Raw genomic sequence first — 16,882 nt, 5'->3', positions numbered from 1 at the left:
CATGGAAACGAGCACACTGAGCGACGGTCCGTCGGAAGCGATTACGCTTACGACTGCTACCCTGATTGGGCAGGTTGCTACCCTCTATTTGGCCCAACGCATTCAGGGCAGTGAAGGGGAAACGGGCACCGCTCGTTTCATCCTGGACCAACTGAAGGGTGAGCAAATGGCCGCCATTGCCCGGGCTATTCTAGATAATGAGCAATTAGTTGATTTGGTGGAAATTCAGCTTCCACAGGCGCAATTGCTGCCGTACGTAGCAGAATACAACCTACCGGAGAAAATTCTTACCCACCAGCGTGCCACCTACCTGCGCAACGCGGATTGTGCTCGGCCCGCGCTGCTTCTGGCCAACACCGGGGACGACGAAGCTCAGTCATTGAACTTGATTGAGCCCATCGGCTCTGCCGTCCTGCTGGCACAAGCTGAACTCTGGGTACAAGTCGCTGCCACCGGGCTGGAGCTAACCGACGAGCAAACCGAAGTTTGGAGCCGTGTGCTACGGGCCCTGATGGAGCTTAGCATTCGTTCCCTACCCCACGTGGCCGAGTATGTACTGCGCACCCGACGAGAGGTAGAAGATGGGGCTCCACTGCTCACGGCACTGGGCGCCGCCTTGCCTGCGCTGGCCATGCCACGCGACACAAGCTTATTCATCGGGCTTCCTGAAAAATTTCACCGTCACGTTTCTCGCTGGAAGCTATTCTTCTTGGACGCGCACAAGAAACGCGCTCCTTATCTGAGAAAACAGACGCCGGCCCAGACGCTGCTTACATCCGCTAACCTGCGCGCTGCTTTTGCAAAAGTTCGCGATGGGATGCTGGAGGATCACTATCCGGTAATTGAGGCCTTCATTGCATCTGATAGCCAGTGGAATGAGGCTGCAAAGGCGTTAGCAGAAATCGAATGGGAACAAGTTAGGCCTCTCTTCGATGGCTTGCGTCGCGAGAAGCTCAACCTGGGTAAGCTCACGCAAAATTTCTTCGACGACAAGGATGATGACCTGCTCTCCAACGACGAGCGTGAGTACCTGAAAGGACTAGCTGAGCGCAACCCCTCCACGGCCACGGACGAAGACCGTCTATTCTACGACCTTCACCGGCACCAAATTGGCGAAAATCGCCATCTAAAAGCGGGATGGGATAAGTTTGCCTTCGGGCGGCCCCACGAAAACGAAGACTTCTTAACCGGTTTAGCGTTGTGCCTGGAGCGCCTAACGGTTGAAGACTATAGCACCAACCGCCGGTTGAAAATTCGTCTGGATGCTAAAAGCAAGGGTGACCTCAAAAAGCTCAATACCGAGGCCGGCTTGTACTTTGCCACGCGCTACAACGGATTGCGGGAGTTGCTGGGCAGTCGAGTTGAATGGGAGGTCGGCGAGCTGCTGAATTTTCCGGCCCTGCTGGAGGAATGGCGCAAATCCCCCAAGTACTCCCGTAACCGTTCAGAGGCTAAAGCTGCTTTGCAACTCAAGTTTACACTGGAGCTGCAAATGGACTCGGTGACCCAAGGCCAAGCCAGTGGCTCCACAGCATCCGCTACCCAGCTAATCTGGGCGTTCAACCCCATAAAAGTTACTCGGGAGTTTGCGGCGGACTGGGGCCGCTTGCGAGAGCATCCATTGGTGTTATGCACAGCGTGGCGAGAAGCCGTTAGCGCCAAAGGCCGCTTTCAATCGGTAAACATCAACGACGTACGCACCCTAGTTCCGGCATTTGGTCAAAACCGTGGGTCATTCGTGGGCACTTACAAAGCCGCGAACAATCTTGCCACCCGCTGGGAAGCAAACCTAAAGCTGGCACTAGCCGAAGAGCTGGTGTCGTCGGCCGCCGAAAAAAAAATTAAAGAGTTGTGGCGCAGCTTCAAAACTGCCTATACAGCCGCCATTGAAGGATTTATCCAACAGGGCCTTGCCTCCGAAGCGTTGCGCGAGCAGGGAGAACGGTACGCCAAGTTGCTAATGGCAGTTTGTGAAAAAGCTGTCGGCGACCGTAACCGCACTTTGCTGTTGCAACCCTTGCTGCGCATAGGTTCTGTTTCCGTATCTGGCGACGCCCCAACCGAAATCATCACGCCTTGGCACCCCTTGCGTATGGTTTCCCTATATGTGAAAGCCCGTCGGGTACGTGACCTGGTCAAAGCATATCTAACAGAAGAAGAAGTTCGGTTTGGAGATGCCGGACGGTTATTTTTCAAAGACCTGCGTGAGGAGCTAACCCATCCGTTTTACCCTGAAGTGGTGCTGGGTCGTTACGAAAGTAAGCCAGAGCTATTGGCACTAAGCGATACCTGCGGAGACTACACCCTACATGAATCTCCCGTAGCCACCGACACCGAAACGAGCGATAATCCAACTGAATCGTCGAAGCGGGTAGCAGAGTTAGTGGCTCGCTACCTAGCCTTGCAACCGCACGAGAGCGCTAACTTATCGGTTGTGCTCTATGACTGCGATTCCGCCCGCTTGCCCCAGGCAGTGGTAGACCGGATTGGCGCCATGCACGAAGAAGAAGAAGACGTGCGGTGCCAAATTGTGCTGCGTCACCACGACCCTAAAAAGCTTCATCCTCTCTATGAGCGTATTGTCGAAGCCTCAGACTCTGACCCGGATGCGTACAGTACCAGCGAAGCAACCCGTGACTTTATGGCTCGGCTGCGCATTGGCATTTCAGCTGACCAAGCTCCGGCACCCAATGAGCACGAGGGGCCGCCCAATGATATTGTGTTCCTACAGGACGTCATTGCTCGCCATGCCACAGTAGACTGGTACAAGGAGAATGCGCACGTAGTCCCCCTAATGGAGCTAGTGCCAGCTCACTGGTCGCGTCGCCGGCCTGCCCCTACGGGTGATATGAAGTCAGTGGTGTATTTGTGCTGTCCAGCTCAAGCTGAGGAGGGCTGGGCCTACCTGACGGCCATTACTACTTTCGTTAAGGGCAACTGGGATCAGGACACTACCAAGCGTTTGCTGCCCGCGCGCCAGCTGGATTTTCAGGACCAGAAGATGAGCCACATCTTTGATGAAACCCACAACCTGGGGCACTGGGTAGTAAACTACGATGAATTGCTGGACCGCCGTCAGTTGGTAGACCGCAAGGTGCGCGTTATTCGCTACAAGCAGTCCTCCACCCAAGGGCGCAGTCTGATTGTGTCCTCAACCGCCTCTTTGGGCTTGTTACAGTCTATGGTGCAACGGCGTATTGCCAGCCTGGATTTAGGCTTGGATAAGCTGGCCCAACAGAACCTTACGGAACGCTTTATTGCCGAAGCCAATAAGATTTCTGGTGACATCGTGCTGCGTGCCGCCCGCCGCGGGCGTAGCGCCAGTGAATTGATGGGGGTAGTGCTCAGCTGCTTTTTGATTCGCCAGGAAATGCATACCTACTTGGGTGGAGAAAAGGGGCACTTTGGTTGGTACTTCCTCGACGACTATGCCGAGTGGCTAGGCCAGCGCGAAGAGCAACTCGCGGACATTCTCATGCTCAGCCCTAGTCGGGGTGAAGACGGCGAGCTGCGACTGACGATTATTGTCGGTGAAGCGAAGTTTATCGACCGCGGTGGCTTGATTGCTGGGGCGCGTACATCTCGCAACCAATTGCGAGACACCCTTAAACGCATCAATGAGGCCTTGTTTGGAGCTCCGGCGCGTTTAGACCGTTCACTTTGGTTGGCCCGCTTATCCGATTTGATATTGGATGGGGTACAATTTCCAGCCGGGGCGGGTATAAACCTTGCGGACTGGCGCTTGGCTATTCGCCAAGGCAAATGCCATATCAGTGTGCGTGGGTATTCCCACGTCTTCATTTCCGGTCCGGAGAATGAATCAAACGACGCTGATTTCAGCCAGATTACGGAAGCAGACAATGCCTACCAGGAAGTTTTCTCGCTCGACCAAGTGCGGGAGCTAGTGCATTGTTACCGTACAGACCAAAACCCTATGCCTGTACGCGCTGCAAATGGTGATGCCAGCATTTGGGCAAGCCAAACGTTTGTGCAGCCAGCAGCTGGTGCTACCTCGGTAACGGTTGCTGCATTGGCAGGTGGAACTGACGCTTCCATACCAGGTGATGTTACATCGCCTCCTATGCCAGTTCCTAATCCGACCTCCGTGCCGGTGGCTGTTGTAAACGCTCCCACTGATTCCCCTTCTGCCCCGCCTGTGGACGCACGATGGGCTTACCTGGCAATTGAGCAGTTACTACCCCAATCCGATCAGGTAAAACCCGAGGCCCTAGCTGACTTGGAATGGCTGAATGCAACAGCCCTGCGCACGAAAGCAGCCTTGCAAGGATTTAACCTACACGCGAAACTTCAGCAAAGCAAACTCACACCTAACGCCGCGCTGCTTACTTTCCAGGGCAATGCCAATCTTACCGTTGACCAGGTGGTGAAGCGGCAGGTGGAGTTCAAAACGACCTACGGCCTGAGCGTTGTATCCGTGCGACCTGAGTCTGGGGCCATTTCCCTCGCCATCGAGCGGCCCCATCGCCAAGTGGTGCGGCTGGAAGATATCTGGAGCCGGTGGTACCCTGAATCTACTCACGGCAATCAAACGCTTGCCATTGCTATTCGGGAAGACAACGGCGAGATTCTAACGCTCTCGCCTCAGCGGAACGCCCCTCACACGCTGATTGCCGGCACTACCGGCAGTGGCAAATCAGTGCTGGTGCAGAATATCATTCTCTGCATTGCGGCTACCAATACACCCGCGCAAGCTCAAATGATCATAATCGACCCGAAGCTAGGGGTCGATTATTTTGCGCTCGAACCATTGCCCCACATTAAGGGAGGCAGCATCATCGTTGAGCAAGAGCAAGCGTTAGTAGAGCTGTTGGCTTTAGTTGACGAGATGGAAGCCCGCTACAAATTGTTCCGGGAGGCTCGGGCAGCGAATATCACAGCGTACAACAAAAAGATAGTTGAGGAAAAACGCTTGCCAGTTATTTGGCTCATTCACGACGAATTTGCCGACTGGATGCAGGTGGATGAATATAAGCAGCAGGTAACCAGTGTTGTGTCTCGCTTGGGGGTGAAAGCCCGCGCGGCAGGTATTTACCTGGTCTTTGCGGCTCAGCGTCCCGATGCGAATGTGATGCCCATGCAATTGCGCACGAACCTAGGAAACCGGCTAATTCTGAAAGTCGATTCTGAAGGCACTTCCGAGATTGCCTTGAGCCAGAAAGGTGCCGAACGCCTCTTGGGTAAGGGGCATTTGTTAGCTAAACTGGAAGGAGAGCCAGATTTAATCTTCGGGCAAGTGCCTTTTATCCAAGAGGAAGTTATTGACCAGCTAGTTAGTATGACAAACACTCCAACTTCTGAATGAAAATTTAGGCAGTTTTTCTGCACCGCTAACGACAGCGTGGCAGCACTATTCTCGTCGGTGTCGAACGTGGCCACCGGGTGCAGCGGGAAGCGCTCAGCCGTGGCATCGGCCCGGGGGATGACACCCTAGAAGAAGGTGCGCGCTGTTCCCACCATCTGGCCGATGAACTCGCCCTACTACAGGTTAATGGCGTCCTGCACCCTCAAAATTGCGCTCCTCCTAGTAGCGGGTACTTATGTTAGGGGCATCGCAAGAGTAAAAACAGAAATTCTCGCTAGGTCAGTTGAGTTAGCTGTTCCCCCATATTTCAACTACTTAACCGCAACCGTGTGTGCCGGCTGCGTCAGTTAAACCTAGATTAGCGTAGGATTATGTCCCATTTCTGCCCCTTGCTGGCAGAAAAGGACTTTGGTCAAAGCGTGAGTAATTAGCAATGCCGAATAGCAATCCATTTGGAAAAACGTAGTCCGGTGTAGGATGCTGCTCCATAGGCCGAGCCAACATGGCCTACCCGCAAAAACAGCGGTAGCCAGCGCTGAAACTGTATCTGGATCATGCGCTGGGCAGATGCCACCTCAACTTGGATTATCTGTTGCAAAGCTGAAACACTACTCTATTTTTGCCGCACCTCATTATCAATCATTGGCGACTAAAATGAGCGTCTCTTTACCGATTTAAAATCAATATTCTTAGCGTGTTAGTCAACCCCGAAAACACCATTGGTCTGAAAAGCATTGCCGACCTGGCTGGCCTCACCTTCCTGGTGCCGCCCTACCAGCGCGGCTACCGGTGGACGGAAGTGCAGGTGACGGAGTTGCTGGACGACCTGCTGTACTTTGGGGAAGTGCGCGAGCGTAGCCGCAGCGACACGTTCTACTGCTTGCAACCGGTGTTGATTAAGCCCCTGGGTAGGCAGGAATATGAGCTGATTGACGGGCAGCAGCGCCTGACCACGTTGCACCTGCTCTACGGATACATCCGGCAGCAGTATCAGCGTGGCGGCCGGCTCCTGTTTACGTTGCGCTACGTCACCCGGCCAGACAGCCAGCGATTTCTGGAAGCCCTGAACGACCCCGCTCCGCCCGCCGACCTAGCTGAGCAGGCTAAAGCCAACATTGACTTCACGTTTATGCACCAAGCATGGGAAAGCTTAGAAAAGTGGTTTAAAGATCAGCCCGACCCAGCGCTGACGGCCATTGACCTTTACCAGACCTTACTCAAACACACCCAGCTTATCTGGTATGAACTGCCCGAGACCGGCGGCGAGCAAGGCCAGGAGCAGCAAGCATTTATCCGCCTCAACTCGGGCAAGATTCCGCTTACCAACGCTGAGCTAATCAAGGCGCTATTCCTGAAGCGGGCCGCTGACGACGCTGATACCGACGCCGGCCGCCTGGCCTTCGAGCGCCGGCAGCTGGAGCTGGCCGCCGACTGGGACCGGATGGAGGTCCGCCTGCGCCAGGAGGAGCTGTGGTTTTTTCTCAACCAAAGCGCCAGCCGACACCCTACCCGTATTGAATTTCTATTTGAACTGCACAAGGCACTGACCCCGCCCCCGCCCGACGAGCAGAAGCTGCTAGGGAACGACGCCTACGCTACCTTCCGCTACTTCAACCACCGCCTGCAGCGGGCCAGCAAGGAGGCGCTACTGACGGCCTGGGGCGACATCAAAGACCTTTTTCTGACCCTGGAAGATTGGTACGCAAGCCCGCGCTGGTACCACCAGCTGGGGTACCTGATTGCTGTGGGCACCCCTCTAACAAAGCTGCTGCAGGCGCAACGGGACGGCACCAAGCGTGAGTTTGCAGAATACGTGCGCGAAGAAATCCGGTGCACCGTGGCCGGCGACCTGACCAAGTGGGAATATGGCGCGGACAAAACCCAACTGCGCAACGTGCTGCTGCTGTTCAACATTGAAACTCTGCACGCAGGCGGCAGCTACCGCTTTCCGTTTCAGCACTACAAGAGCGAACGGCACCTGTGGAGCCTGGAGCACATTCACGCGCAGAACGACAAAGGTTTGCGGCGACACCAAGACTTTGTGAACTGGTTGGGCGACGTGCGCCCCTACGTGGCCAAGCTGCCCGGCCCCCGGCCGCTGCCCGAGGAGGACGACCCGGAGCAGGGGGAAGGTCGCCCCGACCCGCCTACTGCCGCCGAAGTGCTGGAGCGTCTGAATAGGCTGGCCGCGAAGCAGGTGATTGAGAAAGAGGAGTTCAAAGAGGTGCAGCTCACCGTCTTGGAGCTGCTGGGCGAACCGAACCTGCACGGTATCGAAAACCTAGCCCTGCTGAGCACCCAACATAATGCCGTGCTCAGCAACGGCGTGTTTGCCCAGAAGCGCCAGCGCATTCTGAACATGGAGCGGGCCGGCGAGTTTGTGCCTATCGCCACGCGCAATGTGTTTCTCAAATACTACACCCAGCAGCCCGACCACCTGAGCTACTGGACGGCCACCGACCGCGCCGCTTACATAGCCGAAATCCGGCGCGTACTTGTCAACTACCTAACTGCTCCGCACGATGCAGACTGACCACTACACTTTCTGGTCGCTGCTGACGGCCGCCGACGAACTGGGCAAACCCTTGGTGCGGTACCTGCAAGTGCCCATCATTCAGCGCGACTATGCCCAGGGCCGCCCCGACGCGCAGGCTACGGCCGTGCGCACCGGGTTGCTGGCCGCCCTGCGCGACGCGTTGACGCACGAGCAGCCACTGACGCTGGATTTTGTGTACGGCGAGCTGGACCAAGCGCGCCGCTTCGTGCCGCTCGATGGACAGCAGCGCCTGACCACGTTGTTCTTGCTGCACTGGTACTTGGCGCTGCGGGCCGGCCGCCTGTCCGACGCCGACGTGCAGGCCGTGCTGGGCAAGTTCAGCTACGAAACCCGCAGCAGCGCCCGCGACTTTTGCCGCCGGCTGGTGAGCACCCCACCCACCGCCTGGCAGGAGTATCCCACCATCAGCCAAGCCCTGTGCGACCAAGCGTGGTACCAGCCGGCCTGGGCACACGACCCCACGGTGGCGGCCATGCTTGTGGTGCTCGACGCGCTGCACGACGACACCTTTGGGGCCGAGGCGGCGTGGTTTGGGCGCCTCACCGACCCGGCCCGCCCGATTGTGGGCTTCTACTGGCTGGAAATGCAGCGCGTGGGTCTCAGCGACGACCTGTACCTGAAAATGAACGCCCGCGGCAAGCCGCTGACCGGGTTTGAGAACTGGAAAGCGCAGTTTGACTTGCTGCTACAAGCCCAGGGCCGAGCCGGGGAGTTCGGGCAGAAGGCCGACAATGCTTGGACCGACTTTTTCTGGCAGCACCGCCGCCCGGGCGTGACCGTGGTGGACGAATGCTTCGGCCGCTACCTGCACTACTTCACCCGGATGCTGGCCTACCGGCGCCCCGACCTGCGCGCCGACACCCAGCTCAAAGAACTGACCACCGCCGGCGCACTGCCTTTCGCCTGGTTTGAGCGCGTATACGACCAGCCCGAAAGCGTGGCCCTGCTGTTTGGGTCGCTGGATTTTCTGGCCCACGTTCAGAAAACGCACCCGCAGGGTTTGTCGGGGCTGCTGAAAGAGCTGTTTACGAAGAAGGCCGGGCCGGAGCGGGTGCGGCTATTCGGCCACTCGCAGGTGGACTTATTCGGCCAGTTGCTGCGCGACCCCTCCACCGCTCCTGACCCCGCTGCCTTGCTGCAAGAGCAAGTGTTGCTGTTCGGCCTACTCACCTACGGAGCTACCGTAGCGGCCGATGCTTTTGCCCTGCCCCATGCCCGCAACCTGCTGCGGGTGCTGCGCAACCTGCTGGAGCGCACCCGTCAGCAGGAAGACACAGTACTGAAATCGGACCTGCGCGCCCGCGACCTGCCGGCTTTCGCCGACGCCTGCGCCGCGCTGGCCACTGCTGCCGAGGGCCGCTCGCCCGACGTATACGAGCGGCTGGCCGCCGCCGTGCCGCTGCCGGGCCTGCGCGAGCGTGGCGTAGCCCATGAACGCCAGAAAGCCACGCTGCTGCGCCAGTCACCGAAGTTGGCGGCGGCCGTGCACGAATTGGAAAACCAGGACGTGCTGCGTGGCGACTTGCACAACCTGCATCCCGATGCAAACGCTGCCCACCTGCAGGCCTTCGCCGCTGCCGTGCGCGACATTTGGGGGCCGACGCTGCCACAAAGCCTCATCATCCGAGCCTGGCTCACAGCAGGCGACTACCGCCGCACCCAGGGTCGCGGGACCGGCGGTGGCCGAAAGTATTACTTCGGCAATGACCGGGACTGGTACCTTATCCTGGCCACTGACCTGGAAGCCAACCAGCCCAACCTGCTGCCGGAGTTTCTGCAAGCATACGCCGCCGCAACCGGCAGCACCCCCACTGCTAAGCTAAGTCGGTTAATAACCAACTGGCTGCGCGACCAGCAGCAACGCGACACTTGGCGCTACTACTTCGTTAAATATGCTGAAATGACCGCCAACTCGCTGGGGTCGTTTGCCTGGAACTCTAATTTTGAGCTGCGGCTGTTGAGCAAACCCTCCATCAAAGGCTGGCATATCAATCCCTTAGTGCGTAGCATTATGTTGCGTGGTCATGTCGCCGATGTGGTCGGTCCGGCAGATACCCAATGGACCTATGGCGACTGGCCCAGCCCACTGTGGCTCCACCATTTAAAGGGCGTACGGAAGCAAAAAACTACGCCGGCACTGACTTGCCGGGATAATGCCTGGGTACTATTGCTGCCCACTAACTACGCCCCGCCCGCTGGGCTGCAGGCGTCTTTCCGCTTGCGCCCCACGGCCGAGGGCACTTGGCTACTGCCAGCCACCGCCTCGCGCGATCGTATCCGGCAAGCGGAGAAATTCATTCAGGCCCTGCACGAGCAAGGCGTAGAGTATCATCGGCCTACTCCATAAACTGGCGCTTTACATCATCGTAGAGGTGAAAAGGTAGGGCATGGATTACATTGGGCAGGGTGTGCAGTGCATTCATGTCGACAAGCATATGGCAGGAAGGTTGCTACGCTTTGAGAATAGCCCAGGGTCATCAGCGGCAAAGTGGTCGTATCCTCACAAGCTAGGTTAGTAGCAGCTGGGGGTTTCCGGGGCAAAGGAAATAAGTCAAAGCGGTTCCGCCTACGACCAAATGCACTTTAGGGCTACGTAGAAGCCACTTATTAGTCCCTGGTAGCTTACGGGCGCTGCGGGTTTCAGGTAACCGGGACAATGCCTCGTTGGGCCCTCGTATAGCACTCAATAACCTGCAGCCAGGTGTGTGTATCACGCATTCTGGCTTATAAAACCTATTAGTTCGCGTAACTGCTCAGCTGGACTGTAAGCTAGCTAGCAGGCTAAAGAATAGCTTTTATAACCCCTGAAGCTGTTGTGGCCGCTGTTATCCCGCTAACGGGTTACTCGTTGGGCTGTGTCGGGTGCTGCTCAAGTAGCTGGTGAGAGCATCCTAGGAGACTTATAAAATCTATTAATGAGCCTTCTGTGAGCTTTCAGAGCAGTTTTTAAGTTATCTTTGAGGTATAGACAGGAGGTCCAAATAGTAGAAAAAGGTAAAAAAATATTTAAAAAGTGCAATCGCATTATGTGCTTATTTAGACTCCTTTTTTTGTTGTTTTCGTTTCGGTTTCGTCCTGAACCACCATTTTAAAAGCTTTTGTACTCTAGCTTCAACAAGTTTGTGAGTATTTTAAGTATTTTAAAGTATTTGCAGGGCTCGCAACTTTTTGTACCTCAGTGTCTTAAGTGGCTTTAGTAATAGGTTTTATAAGCCAAATAATAGGTCTTATAAGCGAGGTAATAGGTTTCATAAGCTGACTAATAGGTTTCATAAGCCGAACTAATAGGTTTCATAAGCTAACTAATAGGCCCGATTCACAGGTCTATCAATAGTCTCACTCGCGCAGAACTAATAGCTTTTATAAGTCACTCGTGCTTCGCAGCTCCTGAAGCCACCCCCTGACAAGCGGCGAACTAATAGCTTTTATAAGTCTAACTAATAGCTTTCATAAGCTTTACTGAAAACTCGCGTCCGGCGAACTAATAGCTTTTATAAGTCTAACTAATAGCTTTTATAAGCCAGCGAGCTCAGCCCGCTAATGCTTGCTGATAGATTCAGGATTTGGCTCTATTAGTTTCCAATTTAAGCCGTATGTTTGCTTTGTATCACCACAGTAGCTGCGTATGGCCGCGCCCGAATCCACCGCTCCGCTAGAAATCCGGCAGCATAACGCACTGACGACGGCCCGCTACGAGATGAGTGCCTGCGAGATGGACATCGTCTTCTCGCTGCTCTCCAAGCTGACCAAGCAGGACAAGTCCGGCACCATCTACGAAATCCGGGTGCAGGAGCTGATGGAGTTAACCGGCCGCACCTGGAACTACAAGCAGTTGCTGGAATCCACTGAGAACCTCAACAGCCGAGTGTACCACATTGAGAACGGCAAGACCCTACTGCAAGTGAGCCTGCTGGCCTCGGCGCTGTACCGCAAGGGCGAGGGCACCATCGAGCTGGAGATATCCGAGCGCATGCGGCCCTTTCTGATTGACCTGAAGAGCAACTTCACCTCTTACCGGCTGCAGGCTGCATTTAGCCTTTCGAGCAAATATGCCAAGCGCATCTACCAACTGGCTTCGCAGTGGAAAGACATCGGGGAAACCAAGACTTACTCCTTGGATGAGTTCAAGGCCATGCTCAAGCTCAAGGACCTCTCGGGCAAGGAGCCCGAGCAGTATGCGCAGATATCCTCCCTGCAGAAGTACGTGCTCGACGTGGCCACCACCCAAATCAACGAGCACACCGACCTGCGCATCAAGTACGAACTGCTCAAAAAGGGGCGCTCCTACCAGAGCATCAAGTTCTACGTCAACACCCAGGTGCCACAGCAGTTGCCCATCCCCTTCGAGTTGGAAGCCGATGACGCCAAGGTGCAGCTGGCCCGCAAGCACCTGGAAACCCTGGGCATTGCTGAGCCCAAGCTGGTACAGGACATTCTGCAGTCGGCAAAGCATGTCGACGCGCTGTTTGCCTTTATCTACAAGCTCAAAACCGACAAAATCAAAGCCACCAAAAATCCCGGCGGCCTGTTTTTGAAAATGCAAGGGCTGCGCTAATCGCAGTAAACCAGCAGGCATGAATTTGCGGGGCTGCCTAAGCCAGTTCGTGAAAAAGGGTTAGCAGCAGCCGCAGGCTCCTTTGCCCTGCTCCTGAATGGGTGGGCAGGGAACGGTGCCATAGGAGCAGTACACGCAGCAGTCGCCGGCCAGGGGCTTAAGGATGGCCTTGGTTAAAAGTTTGGTCCAAAAGTTAATCGGACGGGTCCGGAACCTGTTCCCAGTTGAAGGCGAAGAGGGCTTCCATGTCAAAGCGGAGCGAGTCTTTGAGGGCATCATCCGAGAAGTCAAACTCGCCGTGCAGGTTAATGTGCTGCCAACTCACGGGCGAACTGGCGGCGATGGCGGCGGCCACTGCCTGGCGCTCGGCTGCCGGGGCCAGAAATAAATACTGATTGAGGTAGAGGCAGTTCCAGCACACAATCGTGTTTTGCACGAGTTGTTTGCAGGCGTCAGCCACCTGCTGCTCTTCCTTGCCGGCGTAGGGAATCTGGCCGTTTTGGCCGTAGAATACGGCCCGGGCGAAGGTATGGGTGCTTTCGAGCTTATCCAGCTGGTCGTCGATACGCTTGCGCAGGCTCTGGTCGTCCATGTAGCGGAGCAGAAATTCGGTGCGCACCACCCGCCCCAACTCGCGCAGGGCCAGGTACACGGGGTGCTGCTGGGAATAAGAATTGAGTCGGCGCAACAGGGTGGAGGCCGTCACGTGCTTCTGCTTGAGGCTGACGACCAGTCGTAAGAGCGTATCCCACTGGGCCTCAATAAGACCCTGGTCGATGTACTTGACCGGCGCCAGGCTGTAGGCCGTCAGGTCGGGTACGTCCATGCCGGCGAAGGCGTAGAGCTGCTGGTCCTGAAAGGATTGGATGCGCGGCGCGAATTCAATCCCCAGCAAAGCGGTGAGGGCGAAATTGACTTCCGTGAAGCCGTGGGTATCGGTGCTGTGGATGGTGGACTCCACGACGTCGTTGTGCAGCAGGCCATCCACCAGATAGGCGGCCTCGCGTTCGGACGAGCTGAACGTGGTCGAGTAAAAGAGCCGGTGGCGGTCGTCGAGAAAGCCGTAGGAAACGATGCCCTTCTCCTGGCCAAAATACTTGTACGAATGCGTGGCGTGAATCGAATCGACGGCCACGTAGTACTTCTGGCCATCGGAGGAAGTGTGCACCGCCTCGGGGTGGCGTTGGAAGAGGCGGCTAACGGGCAGCTTGCCGGTCAGGGCCACCACGGCGTCGTTGGCCCGGCGCAGGTTGTCGAGCGAGAAATACCAGTTGACGGTGTTTTCCAGCGCGGACTGGGCCACGTGCTTGGTGGCGTGGGCCATCCGGGTCAGGCCCAGGTTGCAGCCGTAGGCCATGACCCCGGCGAAGAAGACCCGCTCCGCGGGCCGGGCCGGCCGATTGCGCGGGCTCCAGTGGGTGAGGCAGTCAGTGAAGCGGCACTGCTGATTGACCGTGTGCAGCACCTCGTGCAGCGAAATCAGCCCCGGCTCGGGAAACAACGGCCGCGGTGCCGGGGCGTCCCCGTCCAGGGGCCGGGCCGGCGTCATGAAGCGGGGTCGCCCATTGGCGCGCGCCCGCACGCCGGGGTTGGTGCCGGCGTCCAGCCGCTCACAGGTGCGAGCGAAAGCGGTAGCCAGTTTGGCTTGTAACCCGGCCAGCCAAGGCCCCGGCTGGCGCAGGTGCACGAGGTCCGTCTGCGCCAGTAACGCGTCCTGCTGCCGCTCCCAAGTGGCGGCCTCCAGCAGGTAGGTGTCGAAGGGTCGGTAGCGCAGCGAGTGGGCCAGGTTCAGCTTGCCGGCTTTCAGGTGGTCGGCCACATGGCCGGCCAGCAGGGCCTTGTACAGGGAAACGGGGCTTTCGGCTTGCGCCAGGGCGGCTCGTTCCGCGGCTTTCAAAAAGGTCGTCGGGGGCTGAGGGCTCACCTGTCCGTCCCGCGCCCGGTACTGGGCAAGGGCCTGCGCCAGCGGGCTATCGGCCGCCCCTTCGTAGGCCACGGTGCGCAAAATCTCGCCCAGCCGCCGCTGGAGGGCGCGCGAGCGCTCCTCTACGACCTGATAATACGGGCCGATGCGACTGCCCCCGCCTCCTTTGCGTAACTGCTGCGCCGTGTGGCCCAGTTGCGCAAAATCCGCCACGGCCGGGGTTTGCAGCCAGGCCAGCAAGGCCGTCACCTTCTCCTCGTTGGTGCGCGCAAACGAAAAGGCGACTTCTTCCAACCGCGCCAGGGCCGCGCCGTGGCTGACCACTCCTTCCAGCACCTGGCGCAGCTGGCCGGCCGAGTCCTGCTGCTGGCGGTAGACGCGCTCCTGCGTTTCCCGTTGGGCGGCGTTGCGGTGGGTTTGCACGGCCTGCAGCAGCGTTTCGGTCAGCAGGTCGCCGACCTGGTAGTACTGGTAGACCACGAAGCAGAGCACCATCAGGTATTTCTTGTCGGCCTGCTGCTGTACCTGAAAAACCTGCGTCCGCTCGACGTAGCGGGCGTAGTAGCGCACCACTTCCTCCGATAAGTCCAGGGCCTGCACCACGGGGTACACCTGGCTAAACAGCGTCTGCAGCACGGCGTAGTCCTGCACGTTGGCGCGGATAGCCGTTGGGCGCATCAGCTCCAGGCTGCGCTTGAGCGTGGTCAGGCGGTAGGGCCGGTGCGAATGAGCCGGGGCATCTTCTTCCGTGGTAAACAAGGTGTCCAGCTGCTGGCGCACGGCCGGCGTCAGGTGGTGTGCTAGCTGCGTGATGAGCTGTTGCTCGACCGTGCGGAAGGCCTCCGTGACGAAGCCGGCCAGCGCCGCGTAGGTCGGCACTTCCCAGCGATGGGCGCGGATGTAATCGGCGGCGGAGTGAAACACCGCCACCGGGTTCATCTGCTGGCGGGCAAAATGCGTCACTTGCTGCCGCACGGCGGCCTCGACCTGCTCGAAGGGCGGCACCCCGAATTGCTGCAGAATCTGCTCCCGGTGGTAGAAACGGGTGACCTTGTCGTAGCGCGCCCACTCAACCGCTCCCAAGTGATAACGCTGCTGCACGTAGGTCTGGTCAGCCGCCAGGAACCGGTCAATGGGAAAGAAGCGCCCGGTCGCCTTGAAGTAGCCGACCTGCAACACGAAGCCGCCCCGGCTGTGCGGCGCCAGCAGCGTATCCAGAAACCGGGTAGCCCAGTCGGGCAAAGCGAAGAAGAGTTGCCGTTGCGGCTGATTGAAGACCGGGGGCTGGTCAAACATGCGACGCTGGGTCGCATCGAGTAAAGGCAAGTGGCGGGCCATTAGGAGGGGAATAAATCCTAAAAGTAGCCCGCTGGCTTGTACACTAAAACGAACGTATTTCTGTACAAGTCTGCCGGCGCCCCCCGCTGGGGTAACGCCACGCCAAAACCAGCCGATTTGGTACAGAAAACTTGTTCAGCAATCAAAGTACAAAGAAGGGTACCTTCGTGACGGATAACCTGTACTTTGCCCCATGAAAATCGGCTACGCCCGCGTCTCGACCCGCGACCAGAACCTGGAACTGCAACTCGATGCCCTAACCAAAGCCGGCTGCGAAACCATCTACCAGGAAAAGGTGTCGGGCGCCAGTACCACTCGCCCGGAACTGGAGCGGCTGCTCACGCAGCTGCGCACCGGCGACACGGTCTACATCTACAAGCTCGACCGCTTGGGGCGCTCGCTCAAGCACCTGCTGCAGGTGGTGGGCGACTTCCAACAGCTGGGGGTGGGCCTGGTTTCCCTCACCGATGCCATCAACACGACCTCCGCGCAGGGCCGGCTCGTGTTTAACCTGTTTGCCTCGCTCGCGGAGTTTGAGCGGGAGCTGATTCGCGAACGCACCCACGCCGGGCTGGCCGCGGCCCGCGCCCGGGGCCGGGTGGGCGGCCGCCAGCGGGGCCTCTCCGAGCAGGCCGAACGCACGGCTATCATCGCCGAAACGCTCTACCGTGAGCAGCAACTCGGTGTCAACGAGATTGCCCGGCGTCTGGACATCTCCAAGGTCACCCTCTACAAGTACTTACGCCACCGAAAGGTGGTCATCCACGCGCACCGAAAGGCGGCAGCTGCCAAGGCCACCGATTAACTTTTGTACCAAACTTTTAACCAAGGCCATAGGTGGAAAACCTGAACACGAAAGTCTGGTATTCGGCATCGTGTCCGACTTCTGCCCGCCACCCGAGCCAGGGAAACAACTTCCGCAGCCACGGCCGACTGCCGACGCATAAGGGGTGAAAGGTTTCGGTGCCATCTGGGTACCGAACGGTCAAGCCGTCCCGACCATTGGCAATTCCCTGAGTACCGTATACTGCGGCAACCTGGGCGAAAGCTGGGATTTCGCCCAGCAGGTTTGATAGATGCACAATTGACGTGTCCATGTTGATTAGCCAGGATTGTTAGTGCCCTGGTAACAGTAAATACGTCCTCGGCAGGTATTTTTTTCTTTCGACTCCCAACTATCGTTCA

Annotated in this window: 6 protein-coding genes and 1 pseudogene; 5 read left to right on the top strand and 2 right to left on the bottom strand. The window is 57.6% G+C overall.

Annotated features, from left to right (window positions below):
* Position 1 precedes the first annotated feature (1 nt).
* From E5J99_RS13960 to E5J99_RS13945, 4 genes are all read left to right on the top strand, one after another.
* Complete coding sequence (locus E5J99_RS13960) at positions 2–5,323, top strand: FtsK/SpoIIIE domain-containing protein (protein ID WP_135498434.1); 5,322 nt, start codon at positions 2–4, stop codon at positions 5,321–5,323.
* A gap of 694 nt (positions 5,324–6,017) precedes the next feature.
* A complete protein-coding gene (locus E5J99_RS13955) occupies positions 6,018–7,856 on the top strand; it encodes a DUF262 domain-containing protein (RefSeq protein WP_167852136.1) in 1,839 nt (612 codons plus the stop codon).
* Entirely contained in the window at positions 7,846–10,227 is a 2,382-nt protein-coding gene (locus E5J99_RS13950) for a DUF262 domain-containing protein (protein ID WP_135498432.1), read from the top strand. Before E5J99_RS13955 ends, E5J99_RS13950 begins: the two co-directional genes overlap by 11 nt.
* A gap of 1,278 nt (positions 10,228–11,505) precedes the next feature.
* On the top strand, positions 11,506–12,435 hold the full coding sequence (locus E5J99_RS13945) for a replication initiation protein (protein WP_135498431.1): 930 nt from the start codon (positions 11,506–11,508) through the stop codon (positions 12,433–12,435).
* A gap of 60 nt (positions 12,436–12,495) precedes the next feature.
* Here the strand turns inward: E5J99_RS13945 and E5J99_RS22165 are convergent.
* Positions 12,496–12,606: pseudogene (locus tag E5J99_RS22165) on the bottom strand (GDCCVxC domain-containing (seleno)protein); the annotation flags it as partial.
* A 22-nt stretch (positions 12,607–12,628) separates the two neighbouring features.
* Complete coding sequence (locus E5J99_RS13935; RefSeq protein WP_135498429.1) at positions 12,629–15,697, bottom strand: Tn3 family transposase; 3,069 nt, start codon at positions 15,695–15,697, stop codon at positions 12,629–12,631.
* A gap of 193 nt (positions 15,698–15,890) precedes the next feature.
* On the opposite strand from E5J99_RS13935, the gene E5J99_RS13930 reads away from it, so the two are divergent.
* The gene (locus E5J99_RS13930; protein ID WP_135498428.1) at positions 15,891–16,502 is read left to right on the top strand and encodes a recombinase family protein; all 612 of its coding nucleotides are present in this window, start codon (positions 15,891–15,893) and stop codon (positions 16,500–16,502) included.
* Positions 16,503–16,882: the final 380 nt, after the last annotated feature.

The sequence above is a fragment of the Hymenobacter elongatus genome, assembly GCF_004745955.1.
GTDB classification, from domain to species: Bacteria; Bacteroidota; Bacteroidia; order Cytophagales; family Hymenobacteraceae; genus Hymenobacter; species Hymenobacter elongatus.
Note: the sequence above shows the minus strand (reverse complement) of the source record. Positions and strands in the feature narration are given on the sequence as shown.